This is a genomic window from Rhizobium azibense, assembly GCF_004342325.1.
GTDB lineage: Bacteria > Pseudomonadota > Alphaproteobacteria > Rhizobiales > Rhizobiaceae > Rhizobium > Rhizobium etli_B.
Genome location: NZ_SMBJ01000001.1, coordinates 120,982 through 138,869 on the forward strand (window position 1 = coordinate 120,982; position 17,888 = coordinate 138,869).

14 protein-coding genes and 3 pseudogenes are annotated in these 17,888 nt (G+C 58.3%); 5 read left to right on the forward strand and 12 right to left on the reverse strand.

What is annotated here, in order from left to right; genetic code table 11:
• Window positions 1-9: 9 nt before the first annotated feature.
• The 5 genes and pseudogenes from EV130_RS00550 to EV130_RS00580 form a co-directional block, all read right to left on the reverse strand.
• Window positions 10-191, reverse strand: a pseudogene (locus tag EV130_RS00550) (IS3 family transposase); the annotation flags it as partial.
• Window positions 192-352: 161 nt separating this feature from the next.
• The gene (locus tag EV130_RS00555) at window positions 353-2,215 is read right to left on the reverse strand and encodes an adenylate/guanylate cyclase domain-containing protein (protein WP_132658926.1); all 1,863 of its coding nucleotides are present in this window, start codon (window positions 2,213-2,215) and stop codon (window positions 353-355) included.
• Between the two features lie 1,528 nt (window positions 2,216-3,743).
• The gene (locus tag EV130_RS32415) at window positions 3,744-3,884 is read right to left on the reverse strand and encodes a hypothetical protein (RefSeq protein ID WP_165918468.1); all 141 of its coding nucleotides are present in this window, start codon (window positions 3,882-3,884) and stop codon (window positions 3,744-3,746) included.
• A gap of 955 nt (window positions 3,885-4,839) precedes the next feature.
• Window positions 4,840-5,295: a carboxymuconolactone decarboxylase family protein gene (locus EV130_RS00575; RefSeq protein WP_132658928.1), complete on the reverse strand. Its 456-nt coding sequence runs from the start codon at window positions 5,293-5,295 to the stop codon at window positions 4,840-4,842.
• A 24-nt stretch (window positions 5,296-5,319) separates the two neighbouring features.
• Complete coding sequence (locus EV130_RS00580; protein ID WP_132658930.1) at window positions 5,320-5,736, reverse strand: cupin domain-containing protein; 417 nt, start codon at window positions 5,734-5,736, stop codon at window positions 5,320-5,322.
• A gap of 461 nt (window positions 5,737-6,197) precedes the next feature.
• Here EV130_RS00580 and EV130_RS00585 point away from each other — a divergent pair, with 461 nt between their 5' ends.
• On the forward strand, window positions 6,198-6,728 hold the full coding sequence (locus tag EV130_RS00585) for an RrF2 family transcriptional regulator (RefSeq protein ID WP_132658932.1): 531 nt from the start codon (window positions 6,198-6,200) through the stop codon (window positions 6,726-6,728).
• Window positions 6,729-6,822: 94 nt separating this feature from the next.
• Here EV130_RS00585 and msrA read toward each other — a convergent pair whose 3' ends face one another.
• From msrA to EV130_RS00600, 3 genes are all read right to left on the reverse strand, one after another.
• On the reverse strand, window positions 6,823-7,329 hold the full coding sequence (gene msrA / locus EV130_RS00590; RefSeq protein WP_074065423.1) for a peptide-methionine (S)-S-oxide reductase MsrA: 507 nt from the start codon (window positions 7,327-7,329) through the stop codon (window positions 6,823-6,825).
• On the reverse strand, window positions 7,330-7,773 hold the full coding sequence (msrB, locus tag EV130_RS00595) for a peptide-methionine (R)-S-oxide reductase MsrB (protein WP_132658934.1): 444 nt from the start codon (window positions 7,771-7,773) through the stop codon (window positions 7,330-7,332).
• A 94-nt stretch (window positions 7,774-7,867) separates the two neighbouring features.
• A complete protein-coding gene (locus EV130_RS00600; RefSeq protein WP_132658936.1) occupies window positions 7,868-8,758 on the reverse strand; it encodes a LysR family transcriptional regulator in 891 nt (296 codons plus the stop codon).
• A gap of 731 nt (window positions 8,759-9,489) precedes the next feature.
• Between EV130_RS00600 and EV130_RS00605 the strand changes: the two genes are divergently transcribed.
• Window positions 9,490-11,382: a PhoX family protein gene (locus EV130_RS00605; RefSeq protein ID WP_074065426.1), complete on the forward strand. Its 1,893-nt coding sequence runs from the start codon at window positions 9,490-9,492 to the stop codon at window positions 11,380-11,382.
• Between the two features lie 416 nt (window positions 11,383-11,798).
• Here EV130_RS00605 and EV130_RS00610 read toward each other — a convergent pair whose 3' ends face one another.
• Together EV130_RS00610 and EV130_RS32420 are read right to left on the reverse strand one after the other, a co-directional pair.
• Complete coding sequence (locus EV130_RS00610; protein ID WP_074065427.1) at window positions 11,799-12,038, reverse strand: hypothetical protein; 240 nt, start codon at window positions 12,036-12,038, stop codon at window positions 11,799-11,801.
• Between the two features lie 386 nt (window positions 12,039-12,424).
• Window positions 12,425-12,694: a hypothetical protein gene (locus EV130_RS32420; RefSeq protein ID WP_165918465.1), complete on the reverse strand. Its 270-nt coding sequence runs from the start codon at window positions 12,692-12,694 to the stop codon at window positions 12,425-12,427.
• Between the two features lie 775 nt (window positions 12,695-13,469).
• Here EV130_RS32420 and EV130_RS00630 point away from each other — a divergent pair.
• Window positions 13,470-14,081, forward strand: a complete 612-nt coding sequence (locus EV130_RS00630; RefSeq protein WP_074065429.1) for a LysE family translocator — start codon at window positions 13,470-13,472, stop codon at window positions 14,079-14,081.
• Window positions 14,082-14,185: 104 nt separating this feature from the next.
• On the opposite strand, the pseudogene EV130_RS00635 reads toward EV130_RS00630, so the two are convergent.
• Window positions 14,186-14,689, reverse strand: a pseudogene (locus EV130_RS00635) (HlyD family secretion protein); the annotation flags it as partial.
• A 163-nt stretch (window positions 14,690-14,852) separates the two neighbouring features.
• Window positions 14,853-15,272, reverse strand: coding sequence for a GFA family protein (locus EV130_RS00640; protein ID WP_074065753.1), 420 nt, complete (start codon window positions 15,270-15,272; stop codon window positions 14,853-14,855).
• A gap of 230 nt (window positions 15,273-15,502) precedes the next feature.
• Here EV130_RS00640 and EV130_RS32850 point away from each other — a divergent pair.
• Both EV130_RS32850 and EV130_RS00650 read left to right on the forward strand, forming a co-directional pair.
• Window positions 15,503-15,644: pseudogene (locus EV130_RS32850) on the forward strand (nucleotidyl transferase AbiEii/AbiGii toxin family protein); the annotation flags it as partial.
• A gap of 364 nt (window positions 15,645-16,008) precedes the next feature.
• A complete protein-coding gene (locus tag EV130_RS00650) occupies window positions 16,009-17,799 on the forward strand; it encodes a flagellin N-terminal helical domain-containing protein (protein WP_132658938.1) in 1,791 nt (596 codons plus the stop codon).
• Window positions 17,800-17,888: the final 89 nt, after the last annotated feature.

Genomic DNA, 17,888 nt, shown 5'->3' on the forward strand with positions numbered 1-17,888 from the left:
CCCTAGGTTTTATCCAGTTTTGAGTTGGCTCCGACGGTTTCTGGTTGCTGCATTTGCGGCGGTAGCGGCGACTTGTGCGGAGCCATTTTGGCTGCGCAGCACCGCACCGCGTCGCGGGTTGATGGTCTGAGCGAACTCGGAAGTGTCAGCCAGCCAAGGCTGGAATGCCGTGGGTAATCGTTGTAATCCATTTCAAGCCTCCTCAGGGCGTCGCCATTGCGCGCGCAGAACCTTTGCGGATGCTTAGCTTTTACAGGCACGCAGGGGCGTCGGGTACGCGCGGTCGACAGAAGCCGGGAGCGGATCGACAAACTCGTCGCGTATAACGCGTCTAAACATCACTCTGTCAAGGCTATTGAGTTGGACTGCCTGGAAGGCCGGCGTGCGCAAGGTCTACGGCGGCTTGATCGAGAATGGAAGGGTCGCGGAAGTTCCAGGTCTGGCGCCACGACTGGATCGTCGCCCCCGGCGCTAACTTGAGCATCTTCTCGACGGCAGCTCGGGCGTCCGCTTGGCGTCCGATACGCATATAAGCGATGGCTAGTTGCAATGGAGCGTCGGCAAATTCCGTGGTCTTCAGCACCTCAACAGCGTCTTCGTTTTTGCCGAGCACGATAAAGATGAAACCTCGCACGTAGTTGACGAACCAGGATAATGCCGGGTCCCGTGCGCCGGCCACGTCGGTCAGCTCCAGCGCCTTTTCCGTCTGACCGGCCTGCAAGAAAATACTTGCGGCATCCGTGAGCGTGAAAGCGTTATATGGTGCCGCCGCGATGGCCTTATTCATTGCCACAACAGCCCCATCATGATCCCGCTTGAGCGTCAGCAGCCAAGCGTTGAGCCAGTTTGCCAGTCGTGTTACCTGCGGGCTCAGGTTCTTGTCTGCGAGGACTTGGTTGACTAGCCGCTCCGCCTCCTGGAGGTCTACCTGCGGGTCAGAACTGTGCAGCAACGCAACTTTCAACCAGTGAGACCACCCCAGTTCCACGGTCAGCAAGGGAGAGCGTGGGAACACCTGGAGCCCCTGTCGTGAAATTTCACCTGATCGCTCGAGACCTTCCTTCGTGTAAAGGTTCAACTGGCTTTCGGCGCGCAGGTAGTAGTCGTACTCCGCGAGGTTGGTGCTGTCCTTCCCCCAAGCCTGACTGTAATCCGCTTTGCGAATGGCTCCGAATTCACCCGTCATCGCCCCCACGATCTTGCCGGTCAATTCATCCTGGAGCGCCCAGGGGTCGGTTCCGGACTTGTCGAACCGGTCCGCCCAGACATGGTCCCCCGTCTTAGCATTGACAAGCTGCGCAACGATACGCACCCTGTCACCTTCCTTGCGCACACTGCCCTCGACGACATAGCCAACGCCCAGCTCCTTGCCGATCTGGCGGATGTCGCCTTCCTTGTCCTGATACGCAAACGACGAGGTTCGCGAGACCACGGCGATGTCAGAAAAGCGAGAGAGAATGGCGATGACGTCGTTCGCCACCCCTTCTCCCAAGTACCCCAAGCTCTTGTCGACACTCAGATCCTTGAAGGGAAGCACGGCGACAGATGGGATCGTATTGGAGACTACAGGAGATGTCTCCGCCCCCGGATAGTATAGCGCCATCCAGGCGGCCAGTAAGGCTACGATGGCTGCCGGGACTCCAAGTGCCCACCACAGTCGGCTGATCCCGCGCTTGTGCAGAATGCGTCGGGGGGACGAGGCGTCGATGCGCACGTGGTAGACGTCGATAGGCTCCTCGATGTTCTTAACCTTCTGCCGCCCCGCGGAATCGAAACGAAACGCGAGCTTTTTTTCGACCTCCTTCGCCACCTTACCTGAAATACAGATTCCGCCAGGAAGCGCGAGTTGCTCCAGCCTGGCCGCGACGTTCACGCCTTCTCCATAACGGTCGTCGCCATCCACGATCACTTCGCCGATGTTGATACCGATTCGGACGTTGAACCTCTCTTCCTCCGCTACAGCAGCGTTGCGCTCTGCCATTCCGCGCTGGAGAGACACCGCACATTCTACAGCGTCGACCACGCTGCCGAACTCCGCAAGCAGGCCGTCACCCATCAACTTGAAGACCCGCCCATGATGGCTCGCAATCTCGGGCTCAAAAAGCTCAGTGCGCCGCGTTCGAAGACGATCAAAGGTACCGGCTTCGTCTCGTTCCATCAGTCTGGAGTAGCCGACCACGTCGGCGGCCAGGATTGCAGACAATCGGCGCTCCATGACCTTGGCTCCCAACATGAATTTGTGCGGGAAACACTATACATGACTTTGCTCCATGTTTCACGCGACTACAGAATAGTTAAGGGCCGGTTTACAGAGGAAGCGGCGAAGAACCGATATTAGGCCTTCGATTTCTGCTCAGGGTTCTGGGAATGTACGGACACGGTCTGGGAGAAGGACGTGGGATCAATCGTCAACGTTCGCGAGGAGATGACGCGCGGCAAGGACGAACTGGCGAATTCGGCGACGGACCGGAAGGATGCTGCTTGGTACCTGGCGTCGACGACGTCGATACACAAGGCAATTTTGCGGAGATCGTCCAGCATGTGGCGACAGCCCACTTCACCGAACCGGCGTAGTAAGAGTCCTCGACAGTGCGGATTCGCTGCTGATAGCCAAGGCCCCGCTCTATCGGCGTCACCGTCGTCACACATGAATTGCCGAAACCCGAGTCAAAGAAGCGGATGCAAGTCTGGCGTACGAGATCGAGACGTTCAATTCGCGCGCCACCTCCTCTCCGATTAAGCCAGGCTATAAATCCGCATTGATAGCTTGATTGATGTCTGAATGGCCGGTTGCCTATGACATGACCTTGGATGTCGCTGCAGTTATGGAGAACCTCCTTCCGGCCAGTCATGGCGCGATCAGCAACTGGTTGCATTCCCATGGCATCGTGACCGATCCAACAGAATTCAGGAGCACAAAACTCATTCGTCGCAGGCCATCGCCATTGATGTGTTCGGCACCCTCAAGATGAGAATCGATCGCGATCGCGTCCTCGATGCCATTGCTCGGCATATTTATTGGCGTGGCACCTGCCCTGCTCTTGCCTGTGGACGTGAAGCTGCGCCACGTCGGTCATACCCGTAGTGTAATGTGGCGGTCGCCTATGGGTGCGTTTCTGTTTTTTCATAAACCGGCGGGAAAACCTCTATCTCGACGATTTTGGGTCGGAGAAAAATTCTGCGGATGAGCGCCGCGTGGGTCGATGGAGTCGTGGCCGTGCAGCACCTCTCACCCGCCCCCTACGGCCGCAAGGTGAAAACCTACGCCAGATGGCGGAATGGAAATTGGACAACCTTTGCGGATAATTTGATGCCATGAATGTCATCCAACTGACCATGCGCTCGGTGTTGATCGTCGTCTGCGGTTTCCTTCCGGGATGCTGGCAACTGGAGTGTGATCCTCCGATGCCTGCGCTGCTGCGCGATCTACACGCTACGGGAGGCTGGTGGAGCCAGGGGTGCCCCCCTTCCGAAGACTTCCCCCGGGAACCCTCGAAGGAAGCGGATTCGCCGGAGCTTTCTGGACGAATGCGAGCGCGGTTTCCGCCAGGGAGTGATGCGACGGCTATGGAGCGATATTTGCTGGCGGAGGGATTCCAGATTTCTTCGCCTTGCGGTGAGCGTGCTCCAGAAGTGCGTCAAGCTCAGTTTCATCAAGAAGGTTGCCCATATCCGATGAATGCCAAGATAACTTGGGAACGAGCGGAGGATGGGACCATTGCTCGGATCAAAAGTAGAATCGCTTACAAATATCCGTAACCGCGAAACCGTTCCGCGACAATTGCTTTCAGCGGTGGCTGATTGAGGCCACCTGCAAGAATCGCACGGGCGGCGAGCAGCTCGTCCGGGTTTCTGTCACGCATCAGGGCACCGAACGCGACCATAATACGCCCCTTCCAGAGGCTGTTCGCGAAAGCTCAATCAGTGAGTCGCTCGGCCCGAATAGACGGTTTTCGACCTCTGTTAGAAAGGCCCGAAGAGGCAAAGCTCCGGCTAGATGCGAACTAAACGCTCCTCAATTTGGAGCGCAATGTCACGAACCGGCGTTTACCTGGTCAATCCCACAAGCGATGTTGCCACAACGTTCTTCGAGTTGGCCAAAATCGCAGATTCGGGCCAACTGGCTATCACCAGCGTCAACTGCCGGAAATTTGACTCGGCCTGCGTGAGACCCCGAGTCTCAGAGCTACGATGGCCAACAATGCAAGTGCGATCAGCGCCGCCTCTAGCGACGGGAGCACTTGTCGGTGGCTGATGTGAAAGCAGATCAAACAGGGGTTCGATGTATTGGACCGCATAGATGCCGAGAAACGTGAATGCGAAATCCGATTTCGCCATTTCCGATATGCCCAAACAGACCCAAACATACAAGCGCCGTTCACATAGGTGCCGACCCCAAGCAAAACGGCCGCAGGAACCAGGTAGCCGAGGGCGACCAACCCTCCTGCATCATCGGTTCCGTTTCGAGGATTGCGTAGACGAGGGCCGCCCAGACAGCGCACTCGATCAAAGCGATGAAACGTGCAGGCCTCCTCTCCGATACCAGCTCCCTCGTGGCGATGACGGTGCAGATCAATCCCCGGTTCATCGCGAAACCGAGAAAATCCCAGCGCTGCGGCCAAAGCCACACTCGCCCAGATCCCCAGGCTGACGGCGACAGGTCCCATGCCGGCTATGTCAATGAGAAATTCGCTCATTCGGCAAAACGGCCTCGCGCACCGATCCAGTTTCAGACACATTCAAGCATTCATCACTGATGGCCGTGGCTGCGATTTCGGCGGCTGCTGGCGAGGCTGCGGACGCGCGACGACCGCGCGTCCGCAAAGGGTCGCTGCCATTTTATTTTTCAAGTGCAGCCTGTGGCGTATTTCGGAAACTGATTGCCATGCGGTTGTAGGCGTTCATTAGGCCGATCGCGATCGTCAGATCGACGAGTTCGCGCTCGTCGAAGACGGCGCGCGCTGCCTCATAGGCTCCATCGGGAACGCCGGTCTCAGCCACGCGCGTCACGGTTTCGGCCCAGGCAAGAGCGGCCCGCTCGCGCTCGTCGAAGAGATTGCCGGCTTCCCTCCACGCCTGCACCAGCGCGAGCTTCTCGATCTGTTGCCCTTTCTTCAGCAGGTCGCGGGTGTGCATGTCGAGGCAGTAGGCGCAGTTGTTGATCTGCGAGATACGAAGATAGACCAGTTCGACCAGCTCAGAAGGAAGGTCGCTCTGCATAATGTAGCCGTAGACGCCGCCCAAGGCTTTGACGCCGGCCGGCGCGATCTGGTTGTAGTCGAGACGCTTGCTCATGTGTTCTGTTCCTTGAAGGTCGGTTTACTCGATGGGGGTGGTCAGAGTCTGTTCGTCGCTATCGACGACGAACACCGCGAGCAGCCTTGCAGGCTCGGTCTTGCTCGCATTACGGCTTACGAGATGCTTGGACGCCGGCGGTTCGTGCCAGCTCTCGCCGGCGCCATAAGTATGTGTTGGGCCGTCATTCACCTTTGACTCGATTTCTCCGGAGAGGACGTAGGCGAAGATGAAGCCTGACCTTGCATGCCGGTGGGGGGCCGAGGTTCCATTTGGCGGATAGTCAACAATCACGGCCGTCAGCGTCTTGCCCGGAATGTTGGGTATGGCCTGCTGGAAGTGGGGCGTGACCGTTTCGATGGGGCCATGCGCAGCGGCCGGCATCGCGATAGCAATTGCGAGGGCGGCACAGGCCGTGTGGATGATGGATCGTGAATTCATGATGGCATTTCTCCTTTATGGCGTTTTTCGTTCCGGTAGGGACCTTCCGCCGCAATGCTGCCGTATGGGCACTTGCGAATGGCGGCCCTTTCCGTATTCGATCAAGCGACGACGATCCGGAGAGGGTCTTCAGCCTCGAGAGCCGCTGCGCGATCAGCACTCGGCGGACAGATCCACACGGTGTTGATCGTTGTTTTGAGCTTCTTGGCTTCCGGCCCCGCCAATGATCAGAATTCGTTCGCTCATTTCTGTTTCCTCTCAGACAAGGCTTCGCTTGTTCCGCGCCGATCTTCATGGCGCCGGGTTAACTACGACTAATCTAATCGTAGTTAATGCGCAACGATGATTGCGGCCGATTCTGGAGACGCATTGTCAATACGAGAGAGACGGGAGAGGCATTGCAGTAAGGGATCACCAGTAGTATCTACGACTATATTTGTCGTCGTTTTAGCGGTGGTTCCATGGCGCATGTAAGCGCAGGCGTTGAATACGCCCTTCACTGTCTCCTTTACCTCATCGACGCGGAGGATTTGGGCCAGCCGGCAAGCGCGCGCGATCTTGCCGAGTTACAAAGGGTCCCTGTCGAATTTGTTGCAAAGCTTTTCACCAAACTCCAGAAAGCGGGCATCGTGGTCGCCCGTGAGGGAATCGGCGGTGGCTTTGCGCTCGCGCGTCCTGCGACGGACATCACCGCACTCGACGTCATCGAAGCCGTCGATGGGCGTAAAGCGCTGTTCGAATGCAAGGAGATCCGTGCTCAGTGTGCACTTTTCGGAGGCCGCACGCCCGCCTGGGCGGTGGACGGCGTCTGCTCCATTCACGCAGTCATGATCGAGGCTGAGAAGCGGACAAGAGAAGTGCTGGCCGGTCACACGCTGGCAAGCATCGCCGGACGCGCAGCGGCGAAGGCACCCAAGGATCATGCGGGCCGGGTAAAAGAATGGCTGGCGGCGCGCACGCCGCGGCGTCGCCGCCGCGGCAATCCAGCATAAGGGTGATTGATATGCTGCCCTCTGCGGAGAGAAATGCGTTCAGTCTGAACGCGCTTCCCTGGCTGCACGCTGACCAGAGATTAGCGCTGGCCGCCTATTCGGCCGCCGCGCGCACCGGCAGCACCCAGTTAGGACGCGGGAAATGGCAGGTGTAGCCGTTTGGATAGTGCTGCAGGTAATCCTGGTGCTCCGGCTCCGCCTGCCAGAAGTCTCCGACAGGCTCCACTTCGGTGACAACCTTGCCCGGCCACAGGCCGGAAGCCTCGACGTCTGCGATGGTGTCCTCGGCTATCCGCTTCTGCTCGTCGTCAGCGTAGTAGATCGCCGACCGATACGAGGCGCCGACATCGTTGCCCTGCCGGTTTCTTGTCGTCGGATCATGGATCTGAAAGAAAAACTCCAGAATCCGCCTGTAGCTGATCGCCTCGGGATCGAAGATGATCTCGATGCCTTCGGCGTGGGTACCGTGATTTCGGTAGGTCGCGTTCGCCACATCGCCGCCGGTATAGCCCACGCGGGTCTGAATGACCCCGGGAAGCTTGCGGATCAAGTCCTGCATGCCCCAGAAGCAACCACCAGCCAAAACAGCTCTCTCGGTCATTTAGATATCCTCCACCTGGTTGAGATATGCACCATAGCCCGCCGCCTCCATTTCGTCGCGCGCAATGAAGCGCAGGGCGGCGGAATTGATGCAGTAACGCAGGCCACCGCGATCCTCAGGGCCGTCGGGAAACACATGGCCGAGGTGACTGTCGCCATGTATCGAACGCACCTCGGTGCGGATCATACCATGCGAGTCATCCCGCAACTCGTTGACATTTGCCGCCACGATCGGCTTGGTGAAGCTCGGCCAGCCGCAGCCGGAATCGAACTTGTCGGCCGAGGCAAACAGCGGTTCGCCGGAGACGATGTCGACATAGATGCCTGGCCTTTTGTTGTCATTATATTCCCCGGTGAAGGGGCGTTCGGTGCCGTTCTGCTGGGTCACCCGATACTGTTCGGGTGTGAGCCTGCTGACCGCTTCGTCGGTCTTTGTATAGGTCATTGCCCTATCTCCGTTGTTGGATTTTGCTGCCCGAATATGGCGAACGGCCGTCAGGATTCCCAATACAGCCTGTGCATAGATTCAATAGCCGCAATCACGGCACTTTGCCTCGCCCCCAGTCGTGCCGATCAGCTAGCTGCGCGATCTTACGGATCTCGAGCGGTGTGCCGGACCCGGAGATCATTACGAACACCACTTCGCGCTCCAGGGATATCCCTTCGACTTCCCGCAGGGCTATGCCCTGCGCGACGGCGGACCGCTCCGGGATGATGCAGATCGCGCGGCCTTCGGCGACGATCCGCTGGACCCAGTCCTCGCGCTCGGTACTGAAGCGCGGCTGCATGACCGCATCATGGTCCATCAGGTGCTCGGTGATCTCGGTGTGGAACTCGCAGGCCAGCCGGTCGACATAGGGATAGGCGGAAAGCACCTCGGTGCTGACGACATCGTGGCGGGCCAGCGGATGGCTCTCCGCGCAGGCGAGGAGGAATCGTTCGCGAAAAAGCGGCACGACCTTGAGCTTGTGGTTGGGCCGCGGCGCCCGTGGCAGGATACAGGCGTGGTACTTGCCCGAAAGCACCTCGTTCACACCCTCGCCGGCCGCCAGCTGATGCATGTTGATCTTCAACGAAGGAAGCTGGCCCAGCACGTCGTCAAAGAATGCGGTGAAAGCACCAGGCCCGATCGTCGGGGCAACAGCTATATCGAGAATACGGCGCCGACCGAGCGTTGTGCTCTCGGAATGCTCGCGCACGTTTCGAAGCGCGAGTTCGATCCGCATGAACTCGGCCTGGATGTCGCGGCCGAGCGCGGTCAGGCGGCTGTCCTTGCCATCGCGATAGATAAGCGGACTGCCCAGTTCTTCCTCAAGACGCTGAATCGCTCGGGTGAGGCTGGGCTGCGAGACACCGCTGCGGCGTGCAGCTTCCGTGAAGTTCAAAGTTTCTGCCAGATTGAGAAAATACCTGACCTGATTGATGTCCATGGATCGCATTTCCTTGGCTTTGACCGAACTATCATCACGGCGGCAAGTGGTCGACGATCGCGACTGTATTATCCAAGTTCCCGAGAGCATGAAAGGTCTGCGGCCATCGAGGCCGTGACGCTGTCTACGAGACCTGCCGGCAGACGCTGCCGTTGTCCACTAGATTAACTGGCGGTCCCACCCTTTGGTATAAACCGCGCTTGGGGCGCCAAATCGAGAAAGGTGACGTACTTTTTCTGCTGATTTCGCTGCGAAGATCTTCACCGAGCTCCAAATGGCGGGCATCATCGTCGCACGCGGGGGAATTGGAGGGGCTTCCCGCTGTCGCGTCCCGCAACGGGATACCGGGTCGATGAAATGGTCGGCGGCGTGGACGCCGGCCGATCTGCATTCAGTTGGATCAGCAACTTCGGTTTCAACGAAAGAACAGCCATGCCCTCGCTTCACGAAGGGCACTACAGCACCGGTGATATCTTTTGGTGACGGCGCGTGGCAACAATAGTGGCATCTAGCCTTAAACGGGGCGATCCGATGTCGCTCCGGCGAATACAGCAATGCATGAGTGGCGCTGGCGCAAAATTCAAGATCTCCAGCTTATCGAGGGGAGCTAGGAATACTGCACGCTGGCTGTTTCGCCCTTAGTTCAAAGCTCAACCAATCGTCATCAGGATGTAATTTTCCAACGATACGCCCTCATCGGGTTATTCCAAAAGCAACGATGGAGAAGCGTCATGACCGAGATCGATAAAAACAAGCTGTCCTGGGACGAATGGGATGAACTACAGAACCCTCCTCCCGCTGTAACCGATTTTGATCGCGTCGTCGAATCGGCCATCTCGCGCCGCAGCTTCCTCGGCGGTGTTCTGGCCATCGGTTCGGCCGCCGCTGCCATGGGCACGCTCGGCAATCTAATGTCCTCAACTTCTGTCCAGGCTCAGGACGCCGCCAACCGCTTTGCCTTCAAGCCGATCCAAGCATTCTCCGACAACACTGTCCATGTTCCGGACGGCTATAGCTGGAAACCGCTCGCCAAGTGGGGCCAGCCCCTATTCCCCAATGTTCCGGATATCGATCCTATCAATGGCGTCAGCGTCGAAAACTCGAATAAGGTCTTCGGTGAAAACACCGACGGCATGGAACTGTTCGTGATCGGCGATCATCAGGTGATCGCCCTCAACCATGAATATGTGAACAACGAGACCAATCTTCCGCACAATGAAAAGGGCATGCCGAAGAGCGCCGACGACGTGAAGATTCTGCAGAACCTGCAGGGCGTCACCGTCATGGAAGTCGCCGAAGGCGAAAAGGGCTGGGAAATCGTGCTCGACAGCCCGTTCAACCGTCGTATCCACCACAACACGCCGATGAAGCTCTCCGGTCCGGCCGCTGGCTCCGATCTCATCAAGACCGAGGCCGATCCGAACGGCACCGACTGTCTCGGGACCTTCAACAATTGCGGCGCCGGCAAGACGCCGTGGGGCACCTACCTGACATGCGAGGAGAACTTTAACGGCTATTTCGGTTCCACTGACCCGAACTTCGCCATGCCCGAAGACTTCAAGCGCTACGGCATCGTGGCCGAGACCCGCTATGGCTACGAGGCTTTCGATCCGCGCTTCGACGTCTCAAAGAACCCGAACGAGCCGCGCCGCGCTGGGTATGTCGTCGAAGTCGATCCGTCGGACGCGTCGTCCACCCCGGTCAAGCGCACCGCGCTCGGCCGCATCAAGCATGAAAACGCCGCTGTGGTCATCGCACGAGACGGTCGCGTGGTCGTCTATATGGGCGATGACGAACGTGGCGAGTTCCTCTACAAGTTCGTCTCGAGCGGCATCTATGTTCCGGGCGGCGACACTTCCCGTCTGCTCGACGAGGGGACACTCTATGTGGCCAAGTTCTCCGACGACGGCAAAGGTGAGTGGCTGGCTCTCACCCCAGACACCACCAGCATGAAGATGGACGAGATCTGCGTTTTCACCCGCCAAGCCGCGTCCAAGGTCGGTGCCACGACCATGGACCGTCCGGAATGGGTTGCAATCAACCCGGTCGCTATCGAAGCCTATTGCGCGCTCACCAACAACACCAATCGCGGCGTGAAGACCAATGCCGGAGGCGACGAAATGCCGGTCGGCGGGGCGAACCCGCGCGAGAAAAACGCCTACGGCCAGATCGTGCGCTGGTATCCGGAAAATGACGACCATGCCGACGGCAAGTTCACGTGGGACCTGTTCGTCATGGCCGGCAATCCGGACGTGCACAAGGACACCTATGCCGGCTCGTCCAACATTAATTCGGGCAACATGTTCAACTCCCCGGACGGCATGATGTTCGACTCGACTGGCCTGCTGTGGATCCAAACGGACGGCGAAGACACCAACGAAGGCGACTTTCTTGGTCAAGGCAACAACCAGATGCTCGCCGGTGACCCCGTAACCGGCCGGATCGAACGCTTCCTGACCGCCCCGAAGGGGGCAGAAGTCACCGGTATGACGTGGTCGGCAGACAAGAGGACGGTGTTCGTCGGCATCCAGCACCCCGACGCCCCCTTTCCGGACGGCGAAGGCAAGTTGCCGCGCTCGACCATCGTCGCGATCAAGCGCGACGACAACGCATTGATCGGCTAACCGATCACTTTCGACAACAACTTAGAGGCGTCGGTTTCGGCGCCTCTACTTATTAAAAAGCCTTCGCGAAACAGACCAAGAAGCGGCGGGGGACATTCACTGAACGATCGTGAAGCTTCTATCCTTCGCCCAATCCGAAAAGCTGCGATAGTGGGCGTGTCATTGTAGCCCGCACGCGTTGCGGCGGCCGCGAGCGCTGCCTGCCTGTCCTATCGTGCTCGCCTTCGCGACGGGCTTGCTCGCGGTTGGAATCGGCGTCGTCCTGTGGGGCTATCAACGTGCATGGGGGGCGGTCGTTCGACCTTTAGCGTACGATTTCGAGCAATCTGAGGTTCTCGGCCCCATGCAATCTCTGCCTATGATTTCGGTGTCGGCTGAACTTTGCCCGCGTACGACTTTTTCAACTGCCGACTCCACTAGTGGCCGCCCTTAGGTTTATGATGCTTGCTTTCCTGATTGACACCTCGCAGGATCGCGCGATCTTCGCCTTGTATTTCGGCTGGCTTCTGCGGTGTCGGGCTCCCCCGCTCGCGGGCACGCACCGCGCGGGATTTCTTCAGATCCACCGAGGGGTCGAAGTCGTCGCCGGCATTGGTCGTGTTTTCTCGCTTTTCGATAATTCGCAACTCCTGCTCGTGTGTCCGTTTTCCAGCCATCTTAGCCTCCTGATGAACATTGGAAGTTCGACCGTCGAACGCAGCCGGTCACGCCGGTCGCGTTGATTGGCTTCCCTCCCAAACATCATCTCGCCGCGAATGTTCCGGAAAGTGTTCTCCGGCCTTCTGTAACGATTGTGGCTGGCCCGGTGCTGCTCAGTTTCGTGACATCGCAGCAATAGCGATTCTGGTCCGCTGCCACAAAAGTTGCTGCATCAAATGCTGCGATCTCTGGCAGTAACTCCTTCAGCGATCTTGCTGGTGCCCTTGACGATTCTTATTGACCTTCGTGTCCCCCTGTTTGCCGATCCTGTCTTTCTGGGCCTTGCTTGAATTTCCGGCTTCCTTTGGCACGCGGGGCGCCTGCCCGTTCAGGACTTCTGCTCTCAGCGGGAATGGATGGCGCTTTGCTGTTCATCAGCGCGAACGAGCGCGCATTCCAGATGTTTCGGAAGTTTCAAACCTTTCGCAAGGGTGTTTCTGCAATGAATGACCACCCATGTCCTGACGAGGTCGATGAAGCGCTTTGGGATGAGTGCCGACGCGCAGAAACGGTTCGAGAATTCCTGAAGCATCGGCCTCGTGTAGTGGCCTGCTCCGGCACCCAGGCAGGCATGACCGGCCGCCTTTTTTCGGCCGCTTGGGACTGCGCTCATAGGAGAACGGTTCCTCGACGTTGAGGCCGAGCGCGGGGTCTGAACCTGGACTTCGCAGACCGAAATCGCGCGCCTTCTGCTGATGCGACGCGTGCCGAGCCACATCCCCCAGAATTCTTCCTGCTCATCCAGGCCGGACGCAGGCCTGGGTGGAAGAAGGAATCATTGCGGCGCGCTGGGAACCAATCCGTCCGCAACAGCGTCCGCCGGCTGATCGAGCGGTTGCTGCCGCTTGCGCGGGAACAGCTCCTGGTATTCGAGACCGAGAGCAAGCGAGCATCCTTCAGGTTGACGGCCGGTGATTTTCATCCGCGGTAGGCGATGACTTGGAGGAATATTTCGATATCGAGCGGGAAACGGCTCGCGAGAGCCGCGGCAGAAGTTTTAGGCGACCCACGCCGTGCCAGAGGCCGACTCCCCCGGGAGCGCGCAATGTATCGCTCCCAATCTAAACCATTGCCGCTTTCAACGAGCCAGCGATTGACTTCTCGACGATCGTAGCGGTCACGTTCGACATACTCACAACGGATGGGCCGATTTGACCTGAAGAAGGTCGAGGCTGCTATGAAGCTAATCGAGGCGCAAACACCTCCGGCGGAAGCTGCCAGCAACTTGGCCTCGACCGTTCCACGGTCTGCCGCGAAATGCGCCGGTTAGGCATTATCCGCCCGATTAGTTGCAACTTCGCTTTTCGAGCCCCTTGCAGACCTTGCCACTGCCGGTGTCCGTCTATAATAAGTGCATAATCGAAGACTGTCTGACGTGCCGAGGAACAATGGACCTCTCAGGCCTCATTGCATATTGCAGCGCGCTGGCTATCGCCGCCATCATTCCCGGTCCCCAGATCGTGGCAATCGTGGCACAGTCATTGCGATCCGGGTATCGCCTGGCCGGGTGGATGACGGCCGGCATGGTGCTAGGCGACATCATCTATCTGGCAGCAGCGCTCGCTGGCCTCGCTTACATCGCCGAAACGTTCACGACCCTATTGATCGTTATCAAGTGGGCCGGTGTCGCCTACCTAAGCTGGCTTGCCGTGCAGTTCTGGCGCGCCGATCCCACCGCCGGCTCCATCCCTGCTGCCCACGAAAGCGGTCGGAGCGCGTTCATGTCCGGCATTCTCATTACGCTCGGTAATCCCAAGTCCGTCCTATTTTATGTGTCCATTTTGCCTACGGTGATCGATGTTTCGAGGGTGAGCATGGCGGACGCCTTGCTGCTTGCAGCTGTCACCGGAATAATCTTGTCGATTGCGCAATACCCCTTCGCGCTGGCCGGTGCGCGGGCCCGGCACGCGCTGAGCTCTCCGCGCGCGGTGAAGTTGATGAACCGCGGCGCGGCGGTCTGTATGGGCGGGACCGCAACGGCGATTGCAACACGTCAGTAAAAACTTTCCGGTTGGCCGCTTTCCACCCCAATTGCGAAGTTTAGCGGCTTCCTGTTCGCGATTCGATCTCCCTTGGCGTTGTTTAGCGGAAACTAACTCTGCGCCCTCGAGAGGATACCCTTGGCCTCGAGCGCCAGCCGCCGGTCAAAGTCGACCTGCGCGACATTGTCCTGCGCTTCTGAGACCTTGACCCGCTTGTTCAGGATTTCGACTTGTCGCTCCAGGTCGGCAATGGTTGTACGCGTAAAGACTTCCATGCGTGCACCCAACTGATCACGAAGCCGGACGAGCTCGTCGCGTTCCCGCTTTAGCGCCGTAACATGTTCGACGGCGGTCATATGGTCGGCCTGCAGCGACGTCAGTATTGCGCGGTTCACGCGGGCATTGTGTATCAAGGCGAGCGGTTCGCCTGCCAACACGTGCGCACCAACTTTTGGGGGTGCTTCTTGAAGCTCGCCGTCGATGGGAGCGTTCACGATCGCAAATCGTGCATTCACTGTACCGTGGAGGCTTGTAAAGCCAGTCAGGCTGGGCAGCATAAGAACGATGACAAGCGCCAGCAGTGATAGGCCGACCAGAATACGGGTGATGCGGTGGTTCCAAATCATTGGCACTTCCGAAAATTTATCAACCGCAAGATACTCATGTGAGGCTAGCGCAAAACGAATGCAACTCCATCTTGTGGTGATCTAGGCGCGTCATAGCCACGGCAAGAGGAAGCTCTGCCAGATCGCTTGCCATTGAGAAATCAATGTATGTGGCGGCCCGGGCCTATTCCGGATCCTTCGGGTGTCGCCGGGCGTGCTCGGGGATGATCACGCCGGGCAGCGTCTGGCTAGCCCAGATGTGGACGGCGTCGGTCAGATCCAGCGGCTCGTCAAGAGAGCCGCCCTTGATGCAGACATCGTCCTCCCGGTCCTTGTCGCCATCCCAGAGGCGCGTTCCGCAGTTCGGGCAGAAGAAGGAGACGATGGTCCATCCCGATTTCGTCGACCGAGACCAGCTGCGGATCTCGCCGTCCAGGAGGCGCAGGTCGACGCTTCGGAAGAACGCCGATATCCCGAACGCCGAGGCCGATTGTTTCCGGCATTCGCGGCAGTGGCACACATACAGGACGAGAGGCGGGCCTGCGAGTTCATAGCGCACCCTGCCGCACTGGCAACCGCCCGTGAGGGGCACTGCCACAGACATCGAGGCCTCCATCGGTTTCCCCTCCCATGTGTTCGGTGCAGCCGCCGCGAGCGAATCCGAAGTCGCAAAGCCGCTCCGGTCTTTCTTCCCACTGCCTTCCGGAAAGGCGCAATCCTATTTCCGAATGGGACTTATGAAAAGCCCTATAGCCCCTGGCTGTCGTTTTGCAGTTAATTGGGTCTTCCTCAATTTTTGTGGTTAACAGCCCGTAGCAATGACGCGGTTACGGGCTGGCATGCGGACGAAATCGAAATGGTCGCCATTCATCTGCTCGAAAAGGATGTCTGCGTCGTCTGGACGCTGCAGGCCCTCTTTTCGTCCAAACTCGGCGAGCACCTCGTCTTCAAGGGCGGCACTTCGCTTTCTAAAGCCTGACGTATATTTCTAATTCTAGTAATTCAGAGAAATTAGGGGTTCAATTTTGGGCGCGCTGGCGTTCAAGGGCGACGACAAGAATTCGGTACGCCGCGACCTATCGAGCGGGCCAAAAGGCCATGCTGCTGGCGCTGGAATTTCCAGGCATCACCGAGGCAGCATGGCGCGGATCGCTTTTCCGCCAGCGCATTACTGCCGGCCGATGGCGACGAAGTCGCTGCCGGATCGGCTTCGCCATTTCTTGGTGGCTGCCGGTTAGATTTTGTTAACCATGTCCTAGCAGTTTGGGTCACCCACAAGATACATGACGCGTTGATTCTATCCCGAACATCAGCCTGCAGTTTTATTTCCAGGATCGTCGATGTCTTCCATCACGACAAATGTGGCATCGATTGCCGCGCTTCAGACACTGCGTCTCCTCAACTCGAGTTTGCAGACGACAGAGGGTGTAGTTTCCTCCGGCATGCGCGTTGAAACGGCTTCGGATAATGCTGCCTACTGGTCGATCGCAACCACCATGCGCTCGGACAGGGCGGCAGTTTCGGCAGTCCGGAATGCGCTCGATATCGGCGCGAGCGTCGTCGACATGTCATATGAGGCAATGGACCATGTCAAAGATGTCCTCAGCGAGATGCGGGCCAAGCTGGTCACTGCAAACGATGCCAGCGTCGACAAGTCGAAGATACAGGAGGAAATTTCACAGCTTGCCCAATCGACCGTCAGCATTGCCGCTGCCGCGTCGTTCAACGGAGTGAATTGGCTCACAACGAATGTCCATGATCTCTATGAGGCTATCCCCAGCGACAGATCGGCGAAATTAACGTCATCGTTCGTGCGCGGCGCTGACGGCACGGTCTCCGTGGGCGCGACGATGTTTGACTTGATCAACACGTCACTGTTCAACAGCGAGGGAGACGGGATCCTCCAGGGCGATCCGCGCAGTCCCGGGACGATAGGTGGCATCCGGCCGTACGAGAACTGGTTGACCCCGGATATCGGCAATGATTATCAGCCCAACTATCCCATCGCGGGTATGCCTGCGACCCTCCTGCAATACATCCCCTACACCGTGGTTGGCGACGACGATGTTCCCACGCCGATTGTATTTTCGAACACCGACACAATAACCTTCGACATCACGATCGATGGCGACGACCCGTCGCAAGGTTTGGCCGGCCCGCTCAATCCCGGCATCACGACGACTGGCATTACGATCGACTATGCTCTCGTCAATTCGGTCGCAGGTGCGTCGATCGACAATGCGACGGAAATGGTCGCGGTACTGAATGCCGCCTTCCAGGCAAAAGGGATTGATACTCTGGTGAGTGCATCCCGTCCGATGATTCATCCGTCGGGTGCCCCGCCCTACCCCGATCCAGCTCACTATGAGATCATGACGCTCGAAAACTCCGGCCTCGACGGATCACAGGTCCAGATTTCGAACTTCTCCTCGACCATCAATGTCGGAAGTCTCGGCGACGCAAATAGCTATGGGATTCTCGGATCGCTTATCCCTCTGACTTTCGAGCCATTCAAGGTGTTCAAGGACGTCGTTATCGATTTCACATTCGGGGTCAGTGGCGAGCCCACCGAAACGCACGCGATCGATCGAAACACGGTCAATGCGATCCTGGGAACGACGGACGGATGGGTGAACACGGCGGACGACATGGTCACGATCTTGGAGGCGCTCATCACCCGTCCGAACACGATCATCGAGGCAAACGGTTCGAGCATTCTTGTCAGGTCTGATCCACTCGACGATCGACTGAATGGCGGAAAAACCGACATCGGGTTTACCAACATGTCCGTCAACGTCGAGCCAATTCCGGAAATGGGCGTGCTGGACATCGACATCGAGAAATATCCCGGCGCCGTGAACTCGTATCTGAACAGCGTCGACATCATGCTTGCGCGGGTCACCAGCGGAACCGCCGCGCTTGGCGCGTTGAAGAAGCGAATCGACCTCCAGGCTTCCCACACGGAGACGATGATCGACGCGATCAGTTCCGGAGTAGGACGACTGGTCGACGCGGACATGGAAGAAGAGTCGACCCGGCTGGGCGCCCTTCAGACCCAGCAGCAACTCGCGCTCCAGTCACTGTCGATCGTCAACAGCGCGCCGCAAGCCCTCCTCAGCCTGTTTGGCTAGTGCCGGTCGACGGCAGCTACTGAGGTCTGCATCGAAATCGCGTAGCGGGCCGTGGGATCGGAAATTCAATGGACTGGGCAAGCCTTTGC

What these genes read in the sequence shown, in the direction of transcription:
- EV130_RS00575 (WP_132658928.1), bottom strand. Translation starts at nt 5,295, where the DNA reads ATGAGCAAGCGTCTCGACTACAACCAGATCGCGCCGGCCGGCGTCAAA.
- EV130_RS00630 (WP_074065429.1), top strand. Translation starts at nt 13,470, where the DNA reads ATGGACCTCTCAGGCCTCATTGCATATTGCAGCGCGCTGGCTATCGCC.
- EV130_RS00600 (WP_132658936.1), bottom strand. Translation starts at nt 8,758, where the DNA reads ATGGACATCAATCAGGTCAGGTATTTTCTCAATCTGGCAGAAACTTTG.
- EV130_RS00610 (WP_074065427.1), bottom strand. Translation starts at nt 12,038, where the DNA reads ATGGCTGGAAAACGGACACACGAGCAGGAGTTGCGAATTATCGAAAAG.
- EV130_RS00580 (WP_132658930.1), bottom strand. Translation starts at nt 5,736, where the DNA reads ATGAATTCACGATCCATCATCCACACGGCCTGTGCCGCCCTCGCAATT.
- msrB (WP_132658934.1), bottom strand. Translation starts at nt 7,773, where the DNA reads ATGACCTATACAAAGACCGACGAAGCGGTCAGCAGGCTCACACCCGAA.
- EV130_RS00640 (WP_074065753.1), bottom strand. Translation starts at nt 15,272, where the DNA reads ATGTCTGTGGCAGTGCCCCTCACGGGCGGTTGCCAGTGCGGCAGGGTG.
- EV130_RS00555 (WP_132658926.1), bottom strand. Translation starts at nt 2,215, where the DNA reads ATGGAGCGCCGATTGTCTGCAATCCTGGCCGCCGACGTGGTCGGCTAC.
- EV130_RS32415 (WP_165918468.1), bottom strand. Translation starts at nt 3,884, where the DNA reads ATGGTCGCGTTCGGTGCCCTGATGCGTGACAGAAACCCGGACGAGCTG.
- EV130_RS00585 (WP_132658932.1), top strand. Translation starts at nt 6,198, where the DNA reads ATGGCGCATGTAAGCGCAGGCGTTGAATACGCCCTTCACTGTCTCCTT.
- EV130_RS32420 (WP_165918465.1), bottom strand. Translation starts at nt 12,694, where the DNA reads ATGAGCGCAGTCCCAAGCGGCCGAAAAAAGGCGGCCGGTCATGCCTGC.
- EV130_RS00605 (WP_074065426.1), top strand. Translation starts at nt 9,490, where the DNA reads ATGACCGAGATCGATAAAAACAAGCTGTCCTGGGACGAATGGGATGAA.
- msrA (WP_074065423.1), bottom strand. Translation starts at nt 7,329, where the DNA reads ATGACCGAGAGAGCTGTTTTGGCTGGTGGTTGCTTCTGGGGCATGCAG.
- EV130_RS00650 (WP_132658938.1), top strand. Translation starts at nt 16,009, where the DNA reads ATGTCTTCCATCACGACAAATGTGGCATCGATTGCCGCGCTTCAGACA.